22 protein-coding genes are annotated in these 22,788 nt (G+C 64.9%); 12 read left to right on the top strand and 10 right to left on the bottom strand.

Annotation, left to right across the window (positions count from 1 at the left end; all coding sequences use genetic code 11):
* Positions 1 to 7: 7 nt before the first annotated feature.
* The 5 genes from ACEN9T_RS04615 to ACEN9T_RS04635 form a co-directional block, all read right to left on the bottom strand.
* Entirely contained in the window at positions 8 to 1,297 is a 1,290-nt protein-coding gene (locus tag ACEN9T_RS04615) for an MFS transporter (protein ID WP_413706567.1), read from the bottom strand.
* Positions 1,298 to 1,734: 437 nt separating this feature from the next.
* On the bottom strand, positions 1,735 to 2,331 hold the full coding sequence (locus ACEN9T_RS04620; protein WP_413706568.1) for a nucleotidyltransferase family protein: 597 nt from the start codon (positions 2,329 to 2,331) through the stop codon (positions 1,735 to 1,737).
* The gene (locus ACEN9T_RS04625) at positions 2,331 to 2,765 is read right to left on the bottom strand and encodes an organic hydroperoxide resistance protein (protein ID WP_009240025.1); all 435 of its coding nucleotides are present in this window, start codon (positions 2,763 to 2,765) and stop codon (positions 2,331 to 2,333) included. The genes ACEN9T_RS04620 and ACEN9T_RS04625 overlap by 1 nt, the downstream gene beginning before the upstream one ends.
* Positions 2,766 to 2,907: 142 nt before the next feature.
* Positions 2,908 to 5,151 carry a molybdopterin cofactor-binding domain-containing protein gene (locus ACEN9T_RS04630; protein WP_413706569.1) on the bottom strand — a complete coding sequence of 748 codons (2,244 nt, stop codon included), beginning with the start codon at positions 5,149 to 5,151 and terminating at the stop codon, positions 2,908 to 2,910.
* 20 nt (positions 5,152 to 5,171) lie between these two features.
* Positions 5,172 to 5,630, bottom strand: a complete 459-nt coding sequence (locus ACEN9T_RS04635) for a (2Fe-2S)-binding protein (RefSeq protein WP_004631388.1) — start codon at positions 5,628 to 5,630, stop codon at positions 5,172 to 5,174.
* A gap of 627 nt (positions 5,631 to 6,257) precedes the next feature.
* Between ACEN9T_RS04635 and leuA the strand changes: the two genes are divergently transcribed.
* From leuA to ACEN9T_RS04655, 4 genes are all read left to right on the top strand, one after another.
* A complete protein-coding gene (gene leuA, locus ACEN9T_RS04640) occupies positions 6,258 to 7,970 on the top strand; it encodes a 2-isopropylmalate synthase (protein ID WP_413706570.1) in 1,713 nt (570 codons plus the stop codon).
* Between the two features lie 127 nt (positions 7,971 to 8,097).
* Complete coding sequence (locus tag ACEN9T_RS04645; protein WP_092971030.1) at positions 8,098 to 8,484, top strand: four-helix bundle copper-binding protein; 387 nt, start codon at positions 8,098 to 8,100, stop codon at positions 8,482 to 8,484.
* Positions 8,485 to 8,501: 17 nt separating this feature from the next.
* Positions 8,502 to 8,978: a Cd(II)/Pb(II)-responsive transcriptional regulator gene (gene cadR / locus ACEN9T_RS04650; RefSeq protein ID WP_092971029.1), complete on the top strand. Its 477-nt coding sequence runs from the start codon at positions 8,502 to 8,504 to the stop codon at positions 8,976 to 8,978.
* Between the two features lie 88 nt (positions 8,979 to 9,066).
* The gene (locus ACEN9T_RS04655) at positions 9,067 to 10,698 is read left to right on the top strand and encodes a mucoidy inhibitor MuiA family protein (protein WP_413706571.1); all 1,632 of its coding nucleotides are present in this window, start codon (positions 9,067 to 9,069) and stop codon (positions 10,696 to 10,698) included.
* Positions 10,699 to 10,725: 27 nt separating this feature from the next.
* Here ACEN9T_RS04655 and ACEN9T_RS04660 read toward each other — a convergent pair whose 3' ends face one another.
* Positions 10,726 to 13,101, bottom strand: coding sequence for a heavy metal translocating P-type ATPase (locus tag ACEN9T_RS04660; RefSeq protein WP_413706572.1), 2,376 nt, complete (start codon positions 13,099 to 13,101; stop codon positions 10,726 to 10,728).
* Between the two features lie 56 nt (positions 13,102 to 13,157).
* The gene (locus tag ACEN9T_RS04665; RefSeq protein ID WP_092971027.1) at positions 13,158 to 13,706 is read right to left on the bottom strand and encodes an RBBP9/YdeN family alpha/beta hydrolase; all 549 of its coding nucleotides are present in this window, start codon (positions 13,704 to 13,706) and stop codon (positions 13,158 to 13,160) included.
* Between the two features lie 211 nt (positions 13,707 to 13,917).
* Between ACEN9T_RS04665 and ACEN9T_RS04670 the strand changes: the two genes are divergently transcribed.
* From ACEN9T_RS04670 to ACEN9T_RS04700, 7 genes are all read left to right on the top strand, one after another.
* Positions 13,918 to 15,216 (top strand): CitMHS family transporter, encoded by a 1,299-nt coding sequence (locus ACEN9T_RS04670; protein WP_092971026.1) that lies wholly within the window; start codon positions 13,918 to 13,920, stop codon positions 15,214 to 15,216.
* A gap of 10 nt (positions 15,217 to 15,226) precedes the next feature.
* The gene (locus ACEN9T_RS04675) at positions 15,227 to 16,582 is read left to right on the top strand and encodes an acyclic terpene utilization AtuA family protein (protein ID WP_413706573.1); all 1,356 of its coding nucleotides are present in this window, start codon (positions 15,227 to 15,229) and stop codon (positions 16,580 to 16,582) included.
* Position 16,583: 1 nt separating this feature from the next.
* On the top strand, positions 16,584 to 16,904 hold the full coding sequence (locus ACEN9T_RS04680) for a hypothetical protein (RefSeq protein WP_413706574.1): 321 nt from the start codon (positions 16,584 to 16,586) through the stop codon (positions 16,902 to 16,904).
* Positions 16,905 to 16,930: 26 nt separating this feature from the next.
* Positions 16,931 to 17,830: a LysR family transcriptional regulator gene (locus tag ACEN9T_RS04685; RefSeq protein WP_413706575.1), complete on the top strand. Its 900-nt coding sequence runs from the start codon at positions 16,931 to 16,933 to the stop codon at positions 17,828 to 17,830.
* An 89-nt stretch (positions 17,831 to 17,919) separates the two neighbouring features.
* Entirely contained in the window at positions 17,920 to 18,387 is a 468-nt protein-coding gene (locus tag ACEN9T_RS04690) for a universal stress protein (RefSeq protein ID WP_413706576.1), read from the top strand.
* Between the two features lie 115 nt (positions 18,388 to 18,502).
* On the top strand, positions 18,503 to 18,946 hold the full coding sequence (locus tag ACEN9T_RS04695; RefSeq protein ID WP_092971021.1) for a nuclear transport factor 2 family protein: 444 nt from the start codon (positions 18,503 to 18,505) through the stop codon (positions 18,944 to 18,946).
* Positions 18,947 to 19,001: 55 nt separating this feature from the next.
* The gene (locus ACEN9T_RS04700) at positions 19,002 to 20,006 is read left to right on the top strand and encodes an NAD(P)H-dependent flavin oxidoreductase (protein ID WP_092971020.1); all 1,005 of its coding nucleotides are present in this window, start codon (positions 19,002 to 19,004) and stop codon (positions 20,004 to 20,006) included.
* 28 nt (positions 20,007 to 20,034) lie between these two features.
* Here ACEN9T_RS04700 and ACEN9T_RS04705 read toward each other — a convergent pair whose 3' ends face one another.
* Positions 20,035 to 20,571 (bottom strand): PadR family transcriptional regulator, encoded by a 537-nt coding sequence (locus ACEN9T_RS04705; RefSeq protein WP_092971019.1) that lies wholly within the window; start codon positions 20,569 to 20,571, stop codon positions 20,035 to 20,037.
* Between the two features lie 314 nt (positions 20,572 to 20,885).
* The gene (gene soxR / locus ACEN9T_RS04710) at positions 20,886 to 21,365 is read right to left on the bottom strand and encodes a redox-sensitive transcriptional activator SoxR (RefSeq protein WP_413706577.1); all 480 of its coding nucleotides are present in this window, start codon (positions 21,363 to 21,365) and stop codon (positions 20,886 to 20,888) included.
* Positions 21,366 to 21,448: 83 nt separating this feature from the next.
* Between soxR and ACEN9T_RS04715 the strand changes: the two genes are divergently transcribed.
* Positions 21,449 to 21,796 (top strand): antibiotic biosynthesis monooxygenase family protein, encoded by a 348-nt coding sequence (locus tag ACEN9T_RS04715; protein WP_413706578.1) that lies wholly within the window; start codon positions 21,449 to 21,451, stop codon positions 21,794 to 21,796.
* Between the two features lie 40 nt (positions 21,797 to 21,836).
* On the opposite strand, the gene ACEN9T_RS04720 is transcribed toward ACEN9T_RS04715, so the two are convergent.
* Complete coding sequence (locus ACEN9T_RS04720; protein ID WP_413706579.1) at positions 21,837 to 22,775, bottom strand: LysR substrate-binding domain-containing protein; 939 nt, start codon at positions 22,773 to 22,775, stop codon at positions 21,837 to 21,839.
* Between the last annotated feature and the right edge of the window lie 13 nt (positions 22,776 to 22,788).

The raw sequence follows: 22,788 nt of genomic DNA on the forward strand, positions 1-22,788 counted from the left end.
AGCGGTTTCAGGCCGCAGCGCGGCGCTCCTTGAACGCGAGCACGGCAAAGAAGCTCACCAGGCATGCGGGCGCCACATACCAGGCAGCGGATACCGGGTCACCCGTCCACTTGATCAGCCCGGTGATGATGAATTGCGCGGTGCCGCCAAACAGCGTGATGCCCAGGGCATGCGAGATCGCGAAGCCGCTGGCACGCACCCGCGCCGGAAACGCCTCAAGAACAAGCAACGCGCCGATGCTGGTACCAAGCGCCAGCAAGACGCTGATCACCGCAGAGCCAAGCAGGACGGCCAGCGGGCTTTGTGCATGCGTCATCATCGCGAAGACCGGGTATGCCAGGACCGCAGTCGTGCCCGATGTGATGAGCACGATTGGCTTGCGCCGTGGTAATCGGTCTGCCAGCAGGCCCGACAGCGGCGACACCACCACCAGCAGCAATGTCGATAGCGTCGACGACATGAACCCGATGATGGCGGGCATGTGCAACACCCGCGTCACGTAGCTCGGCATATAGGTAATGACCGCGTAGACCGGCACCGTGCTCCAGATTTTCGACAATGTGGCCAGCGCCAGCGTGCCGCCGTGCTCCCGGCACAGTTCGACAACCGGTATGGAGGTGCGGCGATTGGAGGCGCGAGGAACAGGACGATCGGCAAGCTGACGACGCAGGTACAGACCAGCGGGCACAATCGACAACCCGATCAGAAAAGGAATGCGCCAACCCCACTGCGTCAGGCTTGCCGGCGACATCGTGCTCGTGAGCAGTGTGCCGAGCAACGCGCCGAGCAACGCGGCCGCAGCCTGACTGGCGTATTGCCAACTGACCAGAATCCCGCTTTGTGCTGGAGGCGCAGCTTCCATCGCGAACGTCACGGCCGTCCCCACCTCACCGCCGGCGGCAAAGCCTTGCAGCAACCGCCCGACGATGATGATGAACGGTGCCGCCGCGCCAATCACTGCAAACGGTGGACATACGGCAATCGCGGCCGTCCCGATGGCCGTCAGCCAGATAGTGGTTGTCATGGCGGCTCGGCGGCTGACCCGGTCGGCGTAAGCGCCGATCACCATGGCGCCGAGCGGTCGCATGAAGAAGCCGACGCCAAAAGTACCGACTGCCAGCAACAGCGACGTCATCGGATCCGTGGCCGGAAAGAACTGGTCTCCGATCATCACAGCGAAGTAGCTGAACACCGTGAAGTCGAACAGCTCAAGACACGTGACCAGCGACGTCGCAATGACGACCTTGAGCATCTCGCGGTGGGAGTTAGCGTGTGCGGCGCGCAAATCGCGTGTCATGTGTGGAAGGCGCCATCCGTATTGTTGTTCTCGATTCAGCTCGCGCGAGAAGTCTTGCTGTGGTCGCTGTATCCGAAACCAGTCAGTACCTTACACGCCGCCACTGCAGGCGCAAAGTATCAATTCTCTGGCGCGGTCGAGGTACCGCTGCTCAACGTCCAAAGCCACTGGACAAGCCGGTATCGGGAACGAATCAAGCGTCTCAGAGTTTGTTGACCAGTCGCAGCAGCATCACATGCACCCGGCCTCAAAACCCGGCCCCTCACACTGTCGAAATCAAATGCTTGAGATCGGCACACGCGCCGAAAACTGCGGCACTCAGCCGAGGCCCGATCACCGCATACATAGAACCGACGAGCGCCGTGCGTGCGCGGTGTCTGGAGCTTTTTCCTGCAGGCGAGTACGGCGGCGCTTCGTTGTAAGCCAATCCCGTCAGATCACGGGGCCAGATCCGCGGGCGTGTCGACGTCGCGCAGGATGCCCGCGTCATCCGACTCAATGCGGACGAGCTTGGTGGGGTCGATCAGCCGCCGCGCGCCCTCGTCGCCGTCAAGCGATGTCAGCCCTGCGAAGAAGTCGGCGCCGAAGCCAATGGGGTGACCCCGCTGCCCGGCGTGAAAGGGCGCAACGCAAGCGTGCGAGTCGAGTGCGTTGGCAACTTGAGTGATCGTCTCGGGCGCAATCCACGGCATGTCGGCCAGGGCGATGACCCAGCCGCCGGCTTGCGGGCGCGCGGCCACACCGGCTGCCAGGCTGGCGCCCATGCCACGAGCGGCATCGGCACACCGCAGGACTTCGCAGCCTGCTTCGCCCAAGAGCGCGGCCAATTGATCGACCTGCGCGCCATGCGTGGCAGCGGCGGGCACCACTGCCACCACGTCACCCAATGCCTGCTTCAAGTGGCGCGCGGCCTGGACCGCAACGGGGGTGCCGTCGGGCAGCAAGGCAAGCAGCTTGTTGGCCACGCCCGCCGCATCAAACCGGCAGCCGCGGCCTGCGGCCAGCAACACGCCAACAACAGGCCGCTGCTGCATCAGACCACCTCGGTCTTGAGCGTGACTTCCACGTTGTTACGGGTGGCGTTCGAATACGGGCACACCTGATGCGCCTGGGCCACCAGTTTCTCGGCATCGGCTTGCGACAGACCGCTGATCCGTGCGGTCAGGCCCACCTTCAGACCGAAACCGCCCTCCTCGCGCGTACCGATACCCACATCGCAGTGGATCTCGATGTTGCTCGGATTGAGCTTGAGCATGCTCTTCGCAACGAAGTCGCACGCCGAGCCAAAGCACGCGGCATAGCCGGCGGCAAACAGGTCTTCGGGCGTGGTGGTGTTGGGCTTGCCGGGGCCGCCCATGGCCTTGGGCACCGACAAGTCGTGCGAGACCTGGCCGTCTTCGGTCTGCGTGTGGCCGTTGCGGCCGCCTGTGGCCTTGGCGTGGGCGGTGTACAGGATATTCAATGCCATGACATGCTCCTCCGGAGGGTGAACAACGCAATCGCGGACGCAAGAATCAGTCCGCAAAACTCGATGGATAGGGCTGCAAGAATAAGAAAGCCGGCACACATGACTGCATGCCGGCTTCGATCACATCACGCGACGATGACACTCACACCGTATCGAACGGCAGCTTGCGCTGACGCTTGCCGGTCAGGGTGAACAACGCGTTGGCTACCGCCGGTGCAATCGGCGGCGTGCCGGGCTCGCCCAGGCCGGTCGGGTTGTCTTCCGACGGCACGAAGAACACGTTCACCGGCGGCGCGTCGGGCATGCGCACGGGCGGGAAATCGGTGAAGTTGCTGTTCTTGGTGGCGCCGTTCTCGATGTCGATGGCAAAGCCGGGTTGAATCATCGCCAGACCGAACACGCAGGCACCCTGGATCTGCGCTTCCGCGCCCATCGGGTTGACGACACGGTTGGCATGCACACCGGCCGTGACGCGATGCACGCGCGGCTTGCCCTGGTCGACCGACACCTCAACCACATACGCCACCACCGATTCGAACGACGCATGCACCGCCACCCCCCAGGCCTGGCCCTTGGGCAGTTTGCGCTTGCCGTAGCCGGACTTGTCGACAGCGAGCTGCAGTGCCGCACGATGGCGTTCGTGCTCCTTGCCGGTAAAGCGCGCGAGGCGGAAAGCGACCGGATCCTGCTTGGCCGCATGCGCAACCTCGTCGACCATCGTTTCCATCACGTAGGCCGTATGCGTGTGGCCCACCGAACGCCACCACAGCACCGGCACGTTCACGTCCGGGTGATGCACCGTCAGTTGCAGCGGGAAGCCGTAGTCGTTTTCAACCACGCCCTCGACCATCGTTTCGTCCACACCGTTCTTGACCATGAAGGCCTCGAACGGCGTGCCCTTGAGGATCGACTGACCGACGATCACGTGGTCCCAGCCGACGACCTTGCCGCCGCTGTCCACGCCCACGTTGACGCGGTGCAGATGCATCGGGCGGTAGTAGCCGCCGCGGATGTCGTCTTCGCGGCTCCAGATCACCTTGACGGGGCCGTTGTGCCCGGCTGCCGCATAGGCCTTGGCCACGTTGGCCGCTTCCACCACGTAGTCCGACGTGGTGATCGCGCGCCGGCCAAAACCGCCACCCGCCATCATCGTGTTCAGCTCGATCTTCTCGGGCGATACGCCGAGCACCTTGGCGATCGCTCCTTGGTCGATGGTCTGGAACTGCGAGCCGACCCACACCTTCGCCCCCGTGGTCTTGCCACCGTCTTTCTGCAGATCGATCGTGCAGTTCAGCGGCTCCATTGGCGCGTGCGCGAGGTACGGGAACTCGTAATCGGCCTGGATGCGCGTGGCGGCAGACTGGATTGCGCTCATGTCGGCAGCCTTGGCCACCGTGCCGGGCTGGCCGGCGAGCTTCTTGTACTCGGCCATCAGCGCGGGTGTAGACACCGTCGAGCCGGCGTCTTCCCACGTGACTTGCAGCGCGTCACGGCCCTGCTTGGCGGGCCAGTAGCCGTCGGCGATAACGGCAACGCCCGCGCCGCCACGATCGGTCGGGATCTGCAGCACATCGACCACGCCCTTCACCGCCTTGGCCGCAGCCGCGTCGTACTTGGCCACCTTACCGCCAAAGCGCGGCGGGCGAGCAAGCACGGCCACCTTCATGTTGGGCAGGCGCGTGTCGAGGCCAAACTTGAGCGAGCTGTCGAGCTTCGCACGTGCATCCAGACGTGGCGTCGGCTTGCCGACAATGCGGAACTGCGACGGGTTCTTCAGCGTGACCTGCGCAGGCACGGGCTGCGCCATCGCCGCCTGGGCCAGTTCGCCATACGTGGCGCGGTGGCTGCCCGACGTGACCACGCCATTGGCGGTGCGGCATGTTGACGGATCGACCTTCCAGCGCTCCGCCGCCGCCGAGATCAACATGGCACGCGCCCGGCCGCCCAACTCGCGGTACTGCTGGAACGAGTGGTTCAGCGCGGTCGAACCGCCCGTCATCTGGATACCGAAGCCCGGGTCCTTGTACGGATCGCCCGCAGGCGCCAACATGCCGCGCACGTTGCGCCAATCCACGTCGAGTTCTTCGGCCAGCGCCATCGGCAATGCCGTGTGCACGCCCTGACCGAATTCCAGCCGATTCACCGCCACGGTGACAGTGTTGTCCGGCGCAATGATGATGAACGCCTGGGGCGGCGATGGCGGCTTGGCCTTGGCGTCCTGCGCGCCGGCCAGCATCGGCGCCACACCCAGCGCCAGGCCGCTGCCGGCCAGCGTCGTGAGTTTCAGAAAGCTGCGGCGATCAAGCGTTGCCGTACCAGCATCCGCAGACGCCGGTTGATGTTGCGCGCCGCCACCGGCCAGCGCTTCAAGATTTCGAATACGCATCGTGAATTCTCCGGTGGGGCTCAGGCCAGCGATTTCGCTGCGTCGTGAATGGCCGCGCGAATGCGTTGGTACGTCGCGCAGCGGCACAGGTTACCGGCCATCGCGCTATCGATATCGGCGTCGGTCGGCTTCTTCTTGGTGCGCAGCAAACCCACCGCGCTCATCATCTGGCCGCTCTGGCAGTAGCCGCATTGCGCCACATCGTGTTTGACCCACGCATCGAGCACCGCCTTGCCGACCTTGTCATCGGCGATGTGTTCGGACGTGGTGATCTGTTGGCCGGCCACCGCAGAGATCGGCAGCACGCAACTGCGCGTGGGCTGACCGTTCAGGTGCACCGTGCAGGCGCCGCACGAAGCGACACCACAACCGAATTTCGTGCCAGTCAGACCGAGGTTGTCGCGCAACGCCCAGAGCAGCGGCGTCGACGGATCAGCATCAACTTCCACCGGTTTGCCGTTGATGTTCAACGTGACCATTGGGGGATTCTCCTTGTGGGGCGTGAAGGGGTCTTGCCGTTATAGACCCTTTGATATAGCGGGCTGTCGGCATGGACGGGGTGTATTAAAGCAGGTTCGGATGGGTTCTGCTGGCGCCCACGTCACATGGTTTCTGGCGGGCAGCACACGTTTTCGTTGCCTCTGGATCTGGTGTTTCATCTGCCCCAAAAAACCGTCCGGAATCCGCCCAGCCAACTTGACAACACCCCGCCGTCACCATCACTATCGCCAAATGCACTCTCAGCAGACCACCCTCCGTACCGCTCCTGCCCGCACCCTCTCGTGCGTGCGCGGTCTGCTATCCGCTTCTCTACTACGCGTGTAAGCGCGTAGATCTCTCTTTCCCCCTCGTTCCGATATTTGATCGGTCCGTGCCTTAACCGGCGACGGGCCTTGTGTGTGGCGCAATCTGTGCGCCAAATCGTTGGAGCCTCTCATGCCTGCCTCGATCCCGCTTTCGCTACGACTACCGATCGGTTGCCAGACCACGCGCCCGTGGCTGTCTGGCCGCCACATCCCGAACCCGATTCCGGCCACCCCGGACGCCGCCCGCGCGGCTGTCCCCGTTGTACGAAACCGATCTCGATCTCACAGGACGCACACACCATGTTGAAGAACCCCAGCACCAAATACCGCCCCTTCCCCGCCATCGCCCTCGCCGATCGCACCTGGCCCAACAAGACCATCACCCGTGCACCCATTTGGATGAGCACGGATTTGCGCGATGGCAACCAGGCCCTGTTCGAGCCCATGAACGCCGAGCGCAAGATGCGCATGTTCAAGATGCTCGTGCAGATTGGCTTCAAGGAAATCGAAGCCGCTTTCCCCGCTGCATCCCAAACCGATTTTGATTTTGTGCGCGAGCTGATCGAGGGTGGACACATCCCCGACGGCGTGGCCATCGAAGTGCTCACGCAGGCGCGCGAAGACCTCATCCGCCGCACGATGGAATCACTTCGCGGCGCCAAGCGCGCGATCATCCACGTCTACAACGCAACGGCGCCGGTGTTCCGCCGCACGGTGTTCAACACTGACCGCGAGGGCGTCAAGCGCATTGCCGTGCAAAGCGCCAAGCTGATCCGCGAGATCGCGGAAACGATGCCCGAGACGCAGTGGACGTATCAATACAGCCCCGAAGTCTTCAGCGGCACCGAACTGGATTTCGCGCTGGAGGTTTGCAACGCGGTGACCGAGGTTTGGGAGCCGACGCCCGAGCACAAGATCATCTTCAACCTGCCGGCCACGGTGGAGATGGCCACACCAAACATCTACGCCGACCAGATCGAATGGATGCACCGCAACCTGGCGCGCCGCGATTCAATCATCCTGTCCGTGCATCCGCACAACGACCGCGGCACGGCCGTGGCTGCGGCTGAACTGGCCGTGATGGCCGGCGCCGATCGCGTGGAAGGTTGCCTGTTCGGCAACGGCGAGCGCACCGGCAACGTGGATCTCGTCACGCTTGCGTTGAACCTGTACTCGCAGGGCGTTGATCCGGAGTTGGATTTCTCGCACGTCAATGACGTGGCACGGACCTGCGAAGACTGCACGCAACTGCCGGTGCATCCTCGCCATCCGTACGTGGGCGACCTGGTGTTCACGGCGTTCTCGGGTTCGCACCAGGATGCAATCAAGAAAGGCTTTGCGGTGCAGAAGCCCGATGCGCTGTGGGAAATGCCCTACTTGCCAATCGACCCGGCCGACGTGGGCCGCACGTATGACTCGATCATTCGCGTGAACAGCCAGTCGGGCAAAGGCGGCATCGCCTATTTGCTGGAATCCGGCTATGGCGTTGCCATGCCGCGCCGCCTGCAGGTGGAATTCAGCAGCACCGTGCAACAGCTGACCGATGAAAGCGGCCGCGAAGCCACGGGCGCCGACATCTGGGCACTGTTCCAGCAGACCTATCTGCGCGGCGATGGCGCGATCGGCTACGTATCGCACCGCCTGACCGAGCGCGACGACGGCAGCCAGCACATCCGCCTGGTGGTGAACATTGCTGACCGCGAGCACATCTGCGAAGGCACCGGCAACGGGCCACTGGATGCGCTGGTGCATGCGCTGTCGCACGTGCTGGCGGCGCCCGTGTCGATCCATCACTACGAGGAACGTGCGCTGGGTCAGGGCGCCAACGCCGATGCCATCGCATTTGCAGAAATGGCCGCGCCGGGCATGGCGGGCAGCGTATTCGGCGTGGGCGTGGATGCCAACCTGACAACGGCGTCGATCCGGGCCGTCGTGGGGGGCGTGAATCGCCTGATCGCACGGGCGGGCAACGGCATGCTGCGCAGCGGCAAGAGCGAGGCGGAAGCGGTGTAACGCACAAGTCTGGCTCACGCAGTGGAGCGCGAGTTGCTAAATTGGAGAGATGGGTTTCGGGCGGCGCCCGGGCTCATCCTTTCCCAAGCGCGCGCGCGTGCACATCCACTGCCACAGGAGAACCGACATGACCACTCGTCCGACCGCGAAAGAGAATGCCAAGCGATTTGCCAGTGTGATCCAGGCGCTGCAGGCATGCGAGGCCGCTTGCACTCATTGCGCGACGGAATCCGGCAAGAATGGCCACGCCGAAGCCATGGCGCGCTGCATCGGCGTGTGCACGGATTGCGCGGAATACTGCGCTCTCACGCGCAAATTCCTCGAGCGCAACAGCGAATTCGCAGAACTGCTGCTGGAAGACTGCGCCGAGATCTGTTCTCAGTGCGCTGAAGAATGCGATCATCACGGCCAGGGCCATTGCAGCGCCTGTGCAACTGCCTGCCGCGCCTGCCTGGACGCCTGCCTGAAAGTCGCCGGCGTTGAAGCCGTGACCGCTGAGCCGACTGTTTTCTGATTCTTTTTTCAACGCGTATGAAAATTGGCGAACTCGCCCAGCGCACGGGCATCAGCATCGAGACCATCCGCTTCTATGAAGCGCAGGGCTTGCTGCCCCCGCCGGCACGGGCCGCCAACAATTACCGCGTCTACACGCCTGAGCATGTCGAGCTGCTGGCCTTCATTGCGAAGTGCCGGTCGCTCGATATGGCGCACACCGAAATCCGCCGGCTGCTTGAGTTGCAGGCCAACCCGCAGGCGTCGTGCGAAGAGATCAATAACCTACTGGACGAACACCTGCGTCACGTTGAAGCGCGCATCGCCGAGCTGACCGATCTCAAAGGCCAGATCGAGGCGATCGGGCAACGCTGCACGACGGCGGCTTCGGTGGCTGAGTGCGGCGTGCTGCAATCGCTGCACGAAGAGCCTGTTGCCGGCAATCATCACGGCCACAGCCATGAACATGGCGAGGGCGAACACGCGTATCGGCATATTCGCGGCGTGCATCGCTGAGCTGTCTTTCTCCATGCCGGGCACATCACTTTGACGTGCGCTTTGACGTGCGATACTCGCCGCATTTCACGACACGTGGGTGAGGCGGATGAAGACGAAACCGGCTGCAGCAGCACGATTCCAGCATCGACAACGTGTGGCATGCGCGGCGCTTGGCGCGATTGCGTCTGCCGCGGCCGTCACGGCGCAGGCAGCGACGCCTTCGCGCATCACCGATGTCACGTTGTATCCGGATAGCGCCACGGTCGTGCGCACGGCCACTGTGGCTGCGGGCGCCCGCAGCGTAGAGCTGGCCTGCCTGCCCATGACGTTCGACGCCGACAGTCTGCGCGTGGAAGGCGACAGCAGCATCCGCGTTGGGGATGTGCGCGTGGAAAGCGTTCCCAGCGAAGGCAGCGGCTGCGACAGAACGGCACTCGACACACAAATCCGCGCACTGGAAGACCAGCGCGCCGCGCTTGGCGTGCAGATCCAGGCGAATGCGCTGTCGGCCAGCTACCTGAAGGCTGTGAGCGAACGCACGGGCGGCGATGGCCGCGCGCCGGCCACCGATTTTTCCACGCTCGGCCGCGCGACCGACGCGCTGGCCCGCAACGCGCAAGACGTCTTTACCCGCCAGGAACAACTGAAGAAGCGCGATGCTGAACTGAAGGCGCAGCTTGACGCGCTGCAACGCACGCAGGGCTCGGCGTCCAGCACGCTGCGCACGGTGCGCATTGCCGTGGCGGCACCGCGCGGCGGTGAATTACGCGTCAGCTATCAGACCTCGCGTGCGGGCTGGCGGCCGGCATATCAGGCAAGCGTGGACTCGGTGCGTTCGAACGTTGTCATCGAGCGGCAGGCCACGCTTGCGCAGTCCACCGGCGAGGACTGGCGCGGCGTGCATCTGCGCCTGTCGACCGGCCAGCCGCGCAACACGCCACGCGGGCCGGAGCCGTATGCGTGGCAATTGGATATTCAGCCGCCGCCGCAGGCGATGCCCTACCCCGCCGCGCCTGCAGCGGCGATGGCGCCAGCACCCAAGGCCAGATTCGGCCGGAACAATGAGCAACGTGAGGCAGACAGCGAGCCGCTATTCGAAGTGAACGCCGTCCAGACCGCGTTTGCCACGGAGTTCGACGTGCAAGGCGCCACTGAGCTGCCCTCCGACGCCCAGAAGGTCACGCTCACGTTGGCGAGCGAAACGCTGCCCGCAAAGCTTTCGGCGCGCAGCACGCCGCGCATGGACGCCACCGCCTACCTGGTCGCCACCGTGGACCGCCCGCAAGGCATCTGGCCCGCCGGCAACATGCAGTTGCGCCGCGATGGCGCGGTAGTTGGCAGCACACAGTGGAATCCGGCAGGCGAAGACCAGAAGGTCACGCTGCCCTTTGGCCGCGACGATCTCGTAAACGTGGTGGTGGAAACGCCCAAGACCTTCCAGCGCAGTGTGGGCCTGCTCGACAACCGCAACGAGCGCCAGTTGGCCGCGCTCTACACGGTGCGCAACCGCCACCGTGACGCGATCGACGTGCAGATCCTGGAAGCCACGCCGGTCAGCCAGTCCGACGACATCAAGGTGCGCTCCACTTTCTCGCCGGAACCTGCCAAGCGCAACTGGGAACGCCGCCCCGGCGTGATCGCGTGGGAGCAGACGATCCCGGCCGGCGAAAGCGCGCGCTTTTCTGCCGACTACCAGATCACCTACCCGAAAGACGCGCGCATCACCGGCTTGCGCTGATCGCGTTGCCCCGCGCGCGCCGGCAACTCAGGCGCGCGTGCGCATCACGCGCAGGCCGTTGAACACCACCAGCAGGCTCGCGCCCACGTCGGCGAAGATCGCCATCCACAACGTGGCGTCGCCCATCACGGCCAGCGCCAGAAACACCGCCTTGATGCCCAGCGCCAGCACAATGTTCTGACGCAGCACGGCCACCGTGCGACGGCTGATGCGGATGAAGCTGGCGAGCTTGCGCGGGTCGTCGTCCATGATGGCCACGTCGGCCGCTTCCAGCGCGGTGGCGGTACCGGCGGCGCCCATGGCGAAACCGATATCGGCCCGCGCAAGTGCGGGGGCATCGTTGATGCCATCGCCCACCATGCCGACGAAGCCGTGCTGTGCGGCAAGCTCACCCACCACGCGTTGCTTGTCAGTGGGGAGCTGCTCTGCGTGCACGTTGTCGATGCCGACCGTCTTGGCGATGGCCTGTGCAGCGCGGCGGTCATCGCCGGTGAGCATGACGGGCGTCACGTCCAGCGCGCGCAATGCGGCGATGGCCTCGGCGCTTTCGGCACGCTCGCGGTCACGCACGCCGAACAGCGCCACGACACCGTTCGCGTCGCACAGCGTGACGGCGGACATGCCCTCCGCTTGCAGCGACTCGGCAGCAGCACGCCAGGCGGACGTGTCGAAGCCACGCTCTGCGACGAGCGCCGCGTTGCCAAGATGCCAGCGCACACCGTTGAGCGTGCCCGCCACGCCACGACCCGGCAGCACAGACAGGTCTTCCACTGAATTCGCATCGACCGCGCCGTGCGCCGCAGCGGCCTGCACGATGGCCACGGCAATCGGGTGCGTGGTGTTGGCATCGAGCGCCGCTGCCACTGCCAGCGCATGCAGCTGTGTCGCGTCGGTCGCGGCGTTCAGATCCGCGACGGCGCGGCGTGCGCCGTCGGGCAACTTCACCGCGTCGAGCACCGGGCGACCTGCGGTGAGCGTGCCGGTCTTGTCCAGCGCGAGCGCACGCAGGCGCCGCCCGCTTTCCAGATACACGCCGCCCTTGACGACGATGCCGCGGCGTGCGGCGGCGGCGAGACCGCTGACGACCGTCACCGGCGTGGAGATCACCAGCGCGCACGGGCAGGCGATCACCAGCAGCACGAGCGCGCGATAGGTCCAAGCCAGCCAACCGTCGGCCGTGACGAGCGGGCCGATGACGGCCACCGCCAACGCCAGCAACATCATCGCGGGCGTGTAGATGGAAGAGAACTTATCGACAAAGCGCTGCGTGGGCGCGCGCTGCGACTGCGCTTGCTGGATGGCCCCGGCGATACGCGCCAGCGTGCTGTCCGCGGCCAGCGCCGTGGCTTGCGCCTCGACCACGCCGTCGGTGACGATCGTGCCGGCGAGGATCCTGTCTCCAACGGCTTTTTCCACCGGCAGGCTTTCGCCGGTGACGGGCGATTCGTCCAGTGCGGCGCGGCCGCTCACGATGCGGGCGTCGACCGGCACGCGGCTGCCGGTGCGCACACGCAGGCGCGCGCCGACGGCAACACTGTCGACCGCCACATCGCGCCAACCGCCTGCACCATCGGCTAACTCTGCGGTGTCCGGCGCGATGGCCGTCAGGGCGCGCACGGCATCGCGGGCCCGCACCAGCGCGCGGGCTTCGATGGCTTCTGCCACGGCAAACAGGAAGATCACCATGGCCGCTTCAGCCCACTTGCCGATCAGCAGCGCGCCAATGACGGCCACCGCCATCAGGAAGTTGATATTGAACGTGAGCGCGCGCACGGCAATCCAGCCCTTGCGCAGCGTCGGCCCGCCGGCCAATGCAATGGAGGCTAACGCCAAGGCCAGCACCGGCCACGCATGATCGCCAAGCGACCAGGCGATGGCTTCAGCGCCGAACGCGGCCACGCCTCCAATACCCAGCAGCCACGTGCGGCGCGAGATATGGGACGGCTCCGCAGGGACTGCGGCCAGGCGATCGCGCTGTTCAAGCACCTCGCCGTCCATGCCGATGGCGCGCAGCGCCTCCAGGAAGGGCGCCACATCGTCAACGGTGTGGTGGATGGTGAGATGACGCTCCAGCAAGTTGAAATCCAGCGCGACAACGCCATCCGCGTTGCCCAGCTTCGCGCGGATCATGCGCTCTTCGGTCGGGCAATCCATCTGCTCGATACGCACGACGGTGCGGCCGGTGGCGGCTGCGCGCGCTTCGGCATCGACGGGAGCAGCGGCTTCGGGCGCGTGGCCGTGATCATGATCGTCGTGATCGTGATGGTCGTGGCCATGATCACGCGCAGGGTGGGCGGCGTCCCTTGCGACCGGTTGCGCATGACCGCAGCAACCGCCGCAACCGGAAGCTTCCGGCTTGGCGTGGTCGTGGACAGGCAGGATGGAGGCGAGATCGGGTTTCATGCCTCCATTCAAAACCCTGAAGAAGCTTCAGGGTCAAGCCCCGCATCCCGCTGATTTCAGATGAGGTCTTTCGTCCACTTGGTGACGATCGCGCGGGCTTCTGGCCAGTCACCGAGGCCCGATTCGGCATTGATATGGCCGCGCGCGCCTAGGTTGACGGGCTCCGCACCCCACGTTTCGGCTTGGCTGTGGCTCCAGGCGGCGTCGCTGAATGGATCGTCGGTGCTGAAAACGAGCACAGCGGGAAACGGCAAACGCTGCTGCGGAATGGGGCGGAAGTCGGCCACCTCGAATGGCATGTCGGCGCGATCGAGCTGTGGCGGTGCCACCAGCAAGGCCCCGCGCACCCGCACGGCACGCGCCGACGTGGCCGCCCAATGTGCCGTCAGCACGCAGCCGAGGCTGTGCGCCACCAAAACGACATCGCCGGGCGCTGCGCTGACTTCGGCTTCCAGCGCGGCCACCCAATCCGCCCGCTTGGGGACAAACCAGTCGCGCTGTTCAACACGGCGATCGCCATGCAGGCGTTCCCAGCGCGATTGCCAATGCTCAGGGCCGGAGTTCTGCCAGCCGGGCAGGATCAGGACGGTCGGGGTAGCGCTCACGAGGGCTCCGGCGTTGGATGGTTGGATTGGGATGCGAGACATTCTGCCGCGATTTGGCGGGCGGCGTCGGCACCACTCATCCACAAATCCGCACAATCGATCCAAATATTCTGTTTCACAGGCAGATCACCAACTTCTACAGTCGCTCCTAAATCCCGCCAACAGGGATTCCGAATCCTAGGGTCCATCGACCCCTCACTCGGAGGAGACCATGCTCGCACTGCTCGGGCTGCTGACCATCGTTGCGCTGTTTGTCGTGATCCTGACCAAACGCATGTCGCCGCTGGTCGCGCTCATCGCCATTCCCGTCATCGCCGCGCTTGTGGGCGGCTTCGGGCTCAACACCAGCAAGTTCATCATCGGCGGCATCAAAGACGTCGCGCCTGTGGCGGGGATGTTCATCTTCGCCATCCTGTACTTCGGCATCGTCACCGACGCCGGCATGCTCGACCCGATCATCGATCGCATCCTGCGCACCGTGGGCAGCCGCCCGCCGCGCATCGTGGTGGGCTCGGCGCTGCTGGCGCTGCTCATTCACCTGGATGGCTCGGGCGCGGTGGCGTTTCTGATCACCATTCCCGCCATGCTGCCGCTGTACGACCGGCTCGGCATGGACCGCCGCATCCTCGCGTGCGTAACGTCGATGGCGTGCGGCGTGAACTTCCTGCCGTGGACCGGGCCGATGATCCGCGCATCCGCATCGCTGCATATGCCCGTCACGGACATCTTCAACCCGCTGATCCCGGTGCAGATTGCGGGGCTCATCTTCGTGTTTGCCTGCGCATGGCTGCTGGGCAAGCGTGAAGAAAGACGGCTGGGCCTGGCCAACCACGCCGGCGGCGCGCAAGTCGTTGCGCGCCCGCTGTCAGACGCGGAACAAGCGCTGCGTCGCCCCCGCAATTTCTGGATCAACCTCATCCTCACCGTTGTGGTGATGGGCGTGATGGTGAGCGGCAAGGTCGACCCGGTGGTGATGTTCATGCTCGGCGTGGTGGCCGCGCTGCTGATCAACTACCCGAACGTCGATCAACAACGCCAGCGCGTGGACGCCCACGCCAAGGCCGCGTTGATGATGGCGAGCATTCTGCTGGCCGCCGGCGTGTTCACCGGCATCATGAGCAAGTCCGGCATGCTCACCGCGATGGCGAAGACGGCGGTCGACTTCATTCCGCCCGGGATGGCGCACCACATTCCGGTGGTGCTGGGCGTGCTGTCGATGCCGCTGTCGCTGCTGTTCGATCCGGATTCGTTCTACTTCGGTGTGCTGCCCGTCGTGGCCGAAGCATCGAAGATGCTGGGCGTTGCGCCCGTGCATGTGGCACAGGCGGCCGTCCTCGGCCAAATGACCACCGGCTTCCCGGTCAGCCCGCTCACTCCTGCGACCTTTCTCGTGGTCGGCCTGTGCGGTATCGAACTGGCAGACCACCAGAAATTCTCGATCCCCTTCCTGTTCGGTGCCTCGCTGCTGATGACCGCAGTGGCCGTGGTACTGGGCGTGCTTCCGTGGTGATGGTGATGGCATGAAGACCGAGTTGAAAACACTGCGCATCGGCGGCGGCGCCGGTTATTCGGGCGACCGCATCGAACCGGCGCTGGAACTGGCAGAGCACGGCAACATCGATGTGCTGATGTTTGAATGCCTGGCCGAGCGCACCATCGCGCTCGCGCAGCAGGTGCGCCGCAAAGACCCATCGCACGGCTACGACCCGCTGCTCGAAGCGCGCATGCGCGCCGTGCTACCGGCCTGCGCGGCGCGCGGCATCCGCATCGTCACCAACATGGGCGCGGCCAACCCGCAGGCGGCTGCCGAGCGCACGCGCGACATCGCCCGCGAGCTGGGCCTCAAGCTGCGCGTGGCGGCCGTGACGGGCGACGACGTGTTCGACCTGCTGCAAGCCCGCGGCCAGGATTTCACGCTGATGGATGGCGGCGCGCCAGTCGCATCGCTGCAGGCAAGTATGGTGTCGGCCAATGCGTACCTCGGCGCGCAGGGCATTGTCGATGCGCTGGCGCAAGGTGCGGACGTCGTCATCACCGGGCGCGTGGCCGATCCGGCGCTCGCGCTCGGGCCGCTCATCCACGCCTTTGGATGGCGCATGGACGACTGGCATCGCCTTGGCTGCGGCACGCTCGCCGGGCATCTGCTCGAATGCGCGGGGCAAATCACCGGCGGCTACTTTGCCGACCCCGGCATCAAGGACGTGCCCGATCTCGCACGTCTGGGCTTCCCCATTGGCGAAGTCGGTGAAGACGGCTCGGTGCTCATCACCAAGGTCGCCACGGCCGGCGGGCTTGTCACCGAAGCCACGTGCAAGGAGCAGTTGCTGTACGAGATCCATGACCCTGCGCGGTACCTCACGCCTGACGTGGTGGCGGACTTCTCCAACGTGCGCATGCGCGGCAGCGGCAAAGACCGCGTCGTCATTGAAGGCGCCACCGGCACCCCGCGCACGGGCCAGTTGAAGGTGTCGATCGGCTATCTCGACAGCTACATCGGCGAAGGCCAGATCAGCTATGCCGGCCCGAACGCGGTCGCCCGCGGCAAGCTGGCGCTCGACATCGTGCGCGAGCGATTGGCGCTCACCGGCGTGCAGATGACGGAAACGCGCTTCGAGCTGATCGGCGTGGATGCTCTGCACGGCGCAGCCCTTTCCCGCACCGACGCCGAACCGTACGAAGTGCGCGTGCGCGTGGCCGTGCGCACCGAGTCGATGGCCGAAGCCGTGCGCATCGGCAACGAAGTGGAAACCCTGCTGACGTGCGGCCCGTCCGGCGGCGGCGGCGCGACCAAGAGCGCGCGCGAGATCATCGCCGTGGCATCGACGTTGATTCCCGCTGAACTCGCCCCGCACGCCGTGCACATTCTGGAGAGCTGACATGCCCCGCACCCTCCGCGACCTCGCCCACACCCGCGCCGGCGACAAGGGCGACATCTCGTGCATCTCCGTCATCGCGCTTCGTCCGGAATGCGCGGAAGACTTCGCCATGCTTGAACAGCACGTCACGGCCGAGCGCGTGCGCGCGCATTTCGCTGAACTCGTCCGCGGCGATGTCGAGCGCTACGTGCTGCCGCAGCTTGGCGCGCTCAACTTCGTGCTCCGCGGCGCCCTGGCCGGCGGCGTCACACGCTCGCTGGCGCTGGATGCGCATGGCAAGTCGCTCGCAAGCGCCCTGCTCACGCTGGAGATTCCAGGCTAAGCTGGCGGACCACGCCCGGCATCGCCATGAACCTCTCCGTCAAGCAACTCCGCGCCTTTGCCGCGCTGCGCGAGCACAAGAACTTCACGCAAGCCGCACAGACGTGCCACTTGTCGCAATCGGCCTTCAGCGCGCTGATCCAGAACCTGGAGGCTGATGCCGGCGTGCGCCTGTTCGACCGCAACACGCGCCATGTTGAACTGACCCCCGAGGGCGAAGCTTTTGCCGAATCGGCGCTGCGCCTGCTGGCCGATTTCGAGGCGACGTTCTCGGAGCTGCGCGATCGCGCCGCCGCACGCACGGGGCGCGTGACGGTGGCCGCCTTGCCGTCGATCGCGGCGGGCATTCTGCCGGGCGTGCTGGCCGCGTTCTCTGCCCAGCATCCGGGCATTCAACTGGCGCTGCACGATCAACTGTCGGACCCGTGCATCGACATGGTCCGGCGCGGCGCGGCGGACTTCGCCATCGCGGCCATGGGCGCCGACATGGCGGGTCTGGCCGCACAACCGTTCTGCACCGACGATTTCCACCTCGTCTGTCACGAGGATCACCCGCTCGCACAAAAGCCGGCGCTGGCCGTGGGCGATCTCGTCGACACGCCGTTCATCCACCTCGCGCGCAACACGAGCATCCGGCAATACCTCGATGCGGCGTTGCACCCGACCAAGCTGCGCAGCGGCATGGAAGTCGAACACCTGGCCACGGCGGCCGCGCTGGCGGCGGCCAACCTGGGCATCACCGTCATTCCCGCGCTGGCGCTGTTCCAGTTCCGTTTGCCGGAGCTGGTGGTGCGGCCGTTGCCGCTGCCGGGGCTCGTACGCACGCTGTATGTCGTCCGGCGCGACGGGCGCAGCCTGTCGGTGGCGGCGCAAGGGCTGCTGGACCTGCTGCTGGCGCACCCCGCGCGCACGACAGCGCCCGTTTGATGCGGCGCAACCCGGGCACATCCGGGTGCAGCATCGCCCACCTGCGCTGCTACAGTGAGGCATTCCATTCCGATTCTGCGGAGCGCCCCATGCATCAACGCATTCTTGCCGCTTTCGACGGCACCCATGAAGCCCACCTGGCGGTGGAAGAAGCCGCCGCCCTTGCCCGTGCATTCAACGGCCGGGTCCGGGTCGTGTGGGCGATCGGCTCGCCGAGCATGCCGGAGTCGCGCGAAATTTACAGCATCGACAAATTGCGCGAAGAGGCACACCGGACGGCCAGCGCATCGCTGGTCGAATGGCAACGCCTGTTCGACGCTGACGGCACCGCTGCTGAAACCGGCGTGCTGATGCTCGACTCCACCGACGACGACATCGGCCACGCGCTCGAGCACGAGGCCGAGCGCTGGCAGGCCGACACCATCGTGGTGGGCTCGCACGGCAAGCACGGGCTCGCGCGCCTTTTGCTGGGCAGCGTGGCCGAACGCACGGCGCGCCTGTCGCACCGCACCGTCATCGTGGTACGTGCCCAGCACCCGGACCATGATGCCGGCTGATCTCGTCTGAAGTCGAATAGCCCCACTATGCAACTTGTTGCATAGAAAAAGACGGCTGTGCTATGTTGCATCCCACGTTGATGCAATCCGTTGCACTTTCTGCCCAGGAGCCAGCATGCCGCAGCCGATTCCCCAGACATTGAACGCCCCCGCGCAAGCCACGCTCGAGGCCTGGCATGCCATGCTCGACAGCGGCAACATGGACGATCTCGACCGGCTGTTTGCCGACGAAGTGGTCTTCCGCTCACCCGTGGCGCATACGCCTTACCCGGGCCGCACGGCGACCACGCTGGTGCTGCGCACCGTCAACACTGTCTTCGAAGACTTCAAATACCACCGCAGCTTCGCCACCGACGATGGCGCCAGCGTGGTGCTGGAATTCAGCGCCAACGTGAGCGGCAAGGCGCTGAAGGGCATCGACATGGTGCGCTTCAACGCTGAAGGCAAGATCGTCGAGTTCGAAGTCATGGTCCGCCCGGCCACTGGTTTGCAGGCACTCGGCGCGGCCATGGGCGCCAAGTTGGGCGACAAGATCGGCCTGCTCAAGGCCGGCGCCTGAACGCCTTTCCCTGATTTAAGACCTCAATTCCATACCAAGACCAACGGAGACTGCCATGTCGCTGCCGCCGATCCTGCAAAACCGCCTGTCCGTGCCCGTGGTGGGCTCGCCGCTGTTCATCATTTCCAACCCCGACCTCGTGATCGCGCAGTGCAAGGCGGGCGTGGTTGGCTCGTTTCCGGCGCTCAATGCGCGGCCGGCAGAGCTGCTGGAAACCTGGCTGCAGCGCATCACCACGGAGCTGGCCGAATACGACGCGCAGCATCCCGACAAGCCGTCGGCACCGTTTGCCGTTAACCAGATCGTGCACAAATCGAACGACCGTCTGGAGCACGACCTGGAACTGTGCGTGAAGTACAAGGTGCCCATCGTCATCACCTCGCTGGGTGCGCGTGAAGATGTGAACCAGGCGGTGCACAGCTACGGCGGCATCGTGCTGCACGATGTCATCAACAATAAATTTGCCAAGAAGGCGATCGAGAAAGGCGCGGATGGCCTGATCGCCGTGGCGGCGGGCGCGGGCGGCCATGCGGGCACCACCTCGCCGTTTGCGTTGATCCATGAAATTCGCGAATGGTTTGACGGCCCGCTGCTGCTGTCGGGCGCCATCGCCAATGGCAATGCGATCCTGGCAGCATTGGCAGCTGGTGCAGACCTGGCCTACGTCGGATCCGCGTTCATCGCCACCGAAGAAGCCAACGCGATCGAGGGCTACAAGCAAGCGATCGTGGAAAGCACCGCCAGCGATATCGTCTACACGAACCTGTTCACCGGCGTGCACGGCAACTACCTGCGCAAGAGCATCGAAGGCGCCGGCCTGGACCCGGACGCGCTGCCGGAATCGGACCCGAGCAAGATGAACTTCGGCTCGGGCGGCGGTGCCAAGGCCAAGGCATGGAAGGACATCTGGGGCGCCGGTCAGGGCGTGGGCGCGGTCAAGCGCGTGGTACCGGCGGCAGAACTCGTCAAGCGCTTTGCCGAAGAGTTCGAGGTGGCACGCCGTCGCCTGAACAACATCGAAGCGCTGCGCGCTCCGGCGGGTGACAAAGCGACGGTGTAAGCGGCCAGGCCCTTAGATCAACAGGCCATCAGGCCGTCACAGAGGCTGGCTCCAGCAACGGCAGCACATCGTCTGCCCACGCGAGCCAGCCTTCTTCGTAAACGATGCCGCGCTGAAGCACTGCGTGCTGCAACCGCTGCGCACGTGTGAGATCAGACCGCGAAAAATCGCGCTTCTCGATCTCGCGGAAGGTGTTCAGGCGCGTGCGGTGCTGCTCGATCAGGCGCTGCATCTCGTCGGCAAAACCGAGCGGGCCGATCACCGCCTCGGCGCGCAGCTTCACCAGCACTTCCTCTCGGTTGTCCGACGACACGGTCGGCTCCAGTACCCAGCGGGCGAGTTCGGCCTGGCCTGGCGGCAGCACGGTGTACGTCTTCTTGCGGCTGTCTTCCTCTTCTTCCACGCTCACCCAGCCGGCTTCGGCCATGCGGCCAAGCTCACGGTAGATCTGCTGATGCGTGGCGCTCCAGAAATAGCCCATCGATTTGTCAAAGCGTCGAGCAAGCTCGTAGCCCGACGAGGGCTTTTCCAGCAAGGATGTCAGCAGTGCGTGTTGGATGGACATGGTGGATTTTTTATGTAAGCCGTTGATTCTAAATGCAGAGCGCCCCTCAGGTGGAAGATTTTTTCCCACCAGATCCGGGCTTTCCTTGGTAATAAAATCAATGACTTGCCACGGCGTTTTGAGCGCTGATTGCGCCTCCGCTCACGCTCGGACTCTTCGCACGGATAGGACGTATTTGGCAGTCCCTCGCCACCAACATTAGTGCGACGTTCCCACTTGGGGGGCCCCTGCGGCCGTATTACGTGCATCCAGCAGCCACGTGAGCAAAGCCCGGCGTTACCCACCCTGCGGAACACCACTGCAAGTTGCCGCCGTTACGATTTCAGAGGTTTGATCATCAGTCGTCGCGGCCCGGCCCCCTCCTGGGCTAACTTGTCCAGCGGATTGCGCAGGCGGCACCGGTCGATCGACAAGCAGCCACAGCCGATGCAATCATCCAATGTGTCGCGCAGCTTCTTGAGTTGAGCGATGCGCTCGTCCAGGTCACCGCGCCATGTCGTCGACAATCGCGACCAAGCTTCGCGGTCGGGAATGCTGCCCTTCGGCAGTTTATCCAGCCCGGCCGCTATCTCAGCCAACGAAATTCCGACACGCTGCGCCACACGCACAAACGCTACGCGGCGCAAAACGTCGCGCGAATATCGGCGCTGGTTGCCGCTCGTCCGGTGACTCTCGATGAGGCCCTTGGCTTCGTAGAAATGCAGTGTCGATACAGGCACGCCGCTGCGGCGGGATACCTCTCCCACGCTCAACGTGAGCGAAATACCCATTTCTTCCAAGGGATGTTTTTTCATGCGCGAACCTCTTGACCTCAATCTTACTTGAGATTCTAGAGTACGGCGGTATCACCCACCCACTCCTCATGACGAGGTTCCGCATGACATCCGTACAAGCTTCCGACGACTCACACACGGTGGTTTTCCGCATCGGCCGCTTTGCCGTACCGTCGGCCGCGATGCCGGCTTTCATGGAGCGCATCCAGCAAGCGAGAAGCCTGCTTGCAGCCCAACCAGGCTGCTTGAAAAGCTCAGTGCTGACGCACACCGCTGGCACCGCCGAGTTCAACGTGGTGTCCATCGTCGAATGGGCCAGTCTGCAAGCCATGGAGACCGCCAGATCCGCGATTGAGGCGCAGCAGGTTCAGGAGGGGTTCGATCCGGAAACGTTCCGCCGTGACCTCGGCATCAGAGCCGATACAGCTGTTTATACGGCCGCCACACGTTAAGAACGTCGCGGTGCTAAGCGCCTCGCGTGTTTCTGCGCTTTTACGAAAGCGCAGCGCCTCGCTCTGCGGACTGCGTGGGCATGAAGTCTCGCGCCGCTTTCACCAGCCATGTCCGCAGGGCTTGCAGCGGCGGATAGTCGGCACGGCTCGTGGGCCAGGCGAGGTAGTAACGCTCGGTGCTCTCCATCTCGGGCACATGCGGCAACGCCCGCACGAGGTCGCCTTGCTGCAGCTCGTGGGTGATCAGAAAGCGCGGCAGTAACGCCACGCCCAGGCCGGCAACCGCCGCTTGCGCGGCCGTGGCAAATTGGTCGAACAGCATGCCCTGGGGTTCTGCCCCCGTCACCTGATGGCTGGCCAGCCAGCGCGGCCAGGCATCGGGGCGCGAGGCCAGGTGCAACAGCGGCGCATGCAGCAGATCGCGCGGCTGCGCAAAGTCGTACCGCGCCAGCAATGCCGGGCTGCAGGCAGGCACGACGGTTTCGCTCATCAGCAAGGCCAGTTCCGCCCCCGGCCAATGCGGCGTACCGAAATGGATGGCCGCGTCCACCGCTTCCAGTTGAAAGTCGAACTGCGACAGCCGCGTCGTCAGATTGATAGTGATGCCGGGGTTCGCGTCAAAAAACGCCGGCAGGCGCGGCGCCAGCCAGCGGGTGCCGAACGTCGGCAGGATGGCCAGATTCAAGCTGCCGCCTTGCGGATTGGCTCGAAACCCGACCGTGGCGCTGGAGATGCGCATCAACGCGCCGCGGATTTCCTCCGCATACGCCTGCCCCGCCGCGCTTAGCCGTACGGTCTGGCGTTCACGCACGAACAGCTCAGCACCCAGGCGATCTTCCAGCGCGCGGATCTGGCGACTGACGGCACTTTGCGTCAGATGCAGTTCAGCAGCGGCAGCCGTGAAGCTCTGGTGGCGCGCGGCGGACTCGAACGCGCAGAGCAGGGACATCGGCGGCAGAAAGCGGCGGGACAGGAACATGGGGCGCAGGAGT

It is taken from the genome of Ralstonia sp. Ralssp110, from assembly GCF_047325135.1.
Classification (GTDB): domain Bacteria; phylum Pseudomonadota; class Gammaproteobacteria; order Burkholderiales; family Burkholderiaceae; genus Ralstonia; species Ralstonia mojiangensis.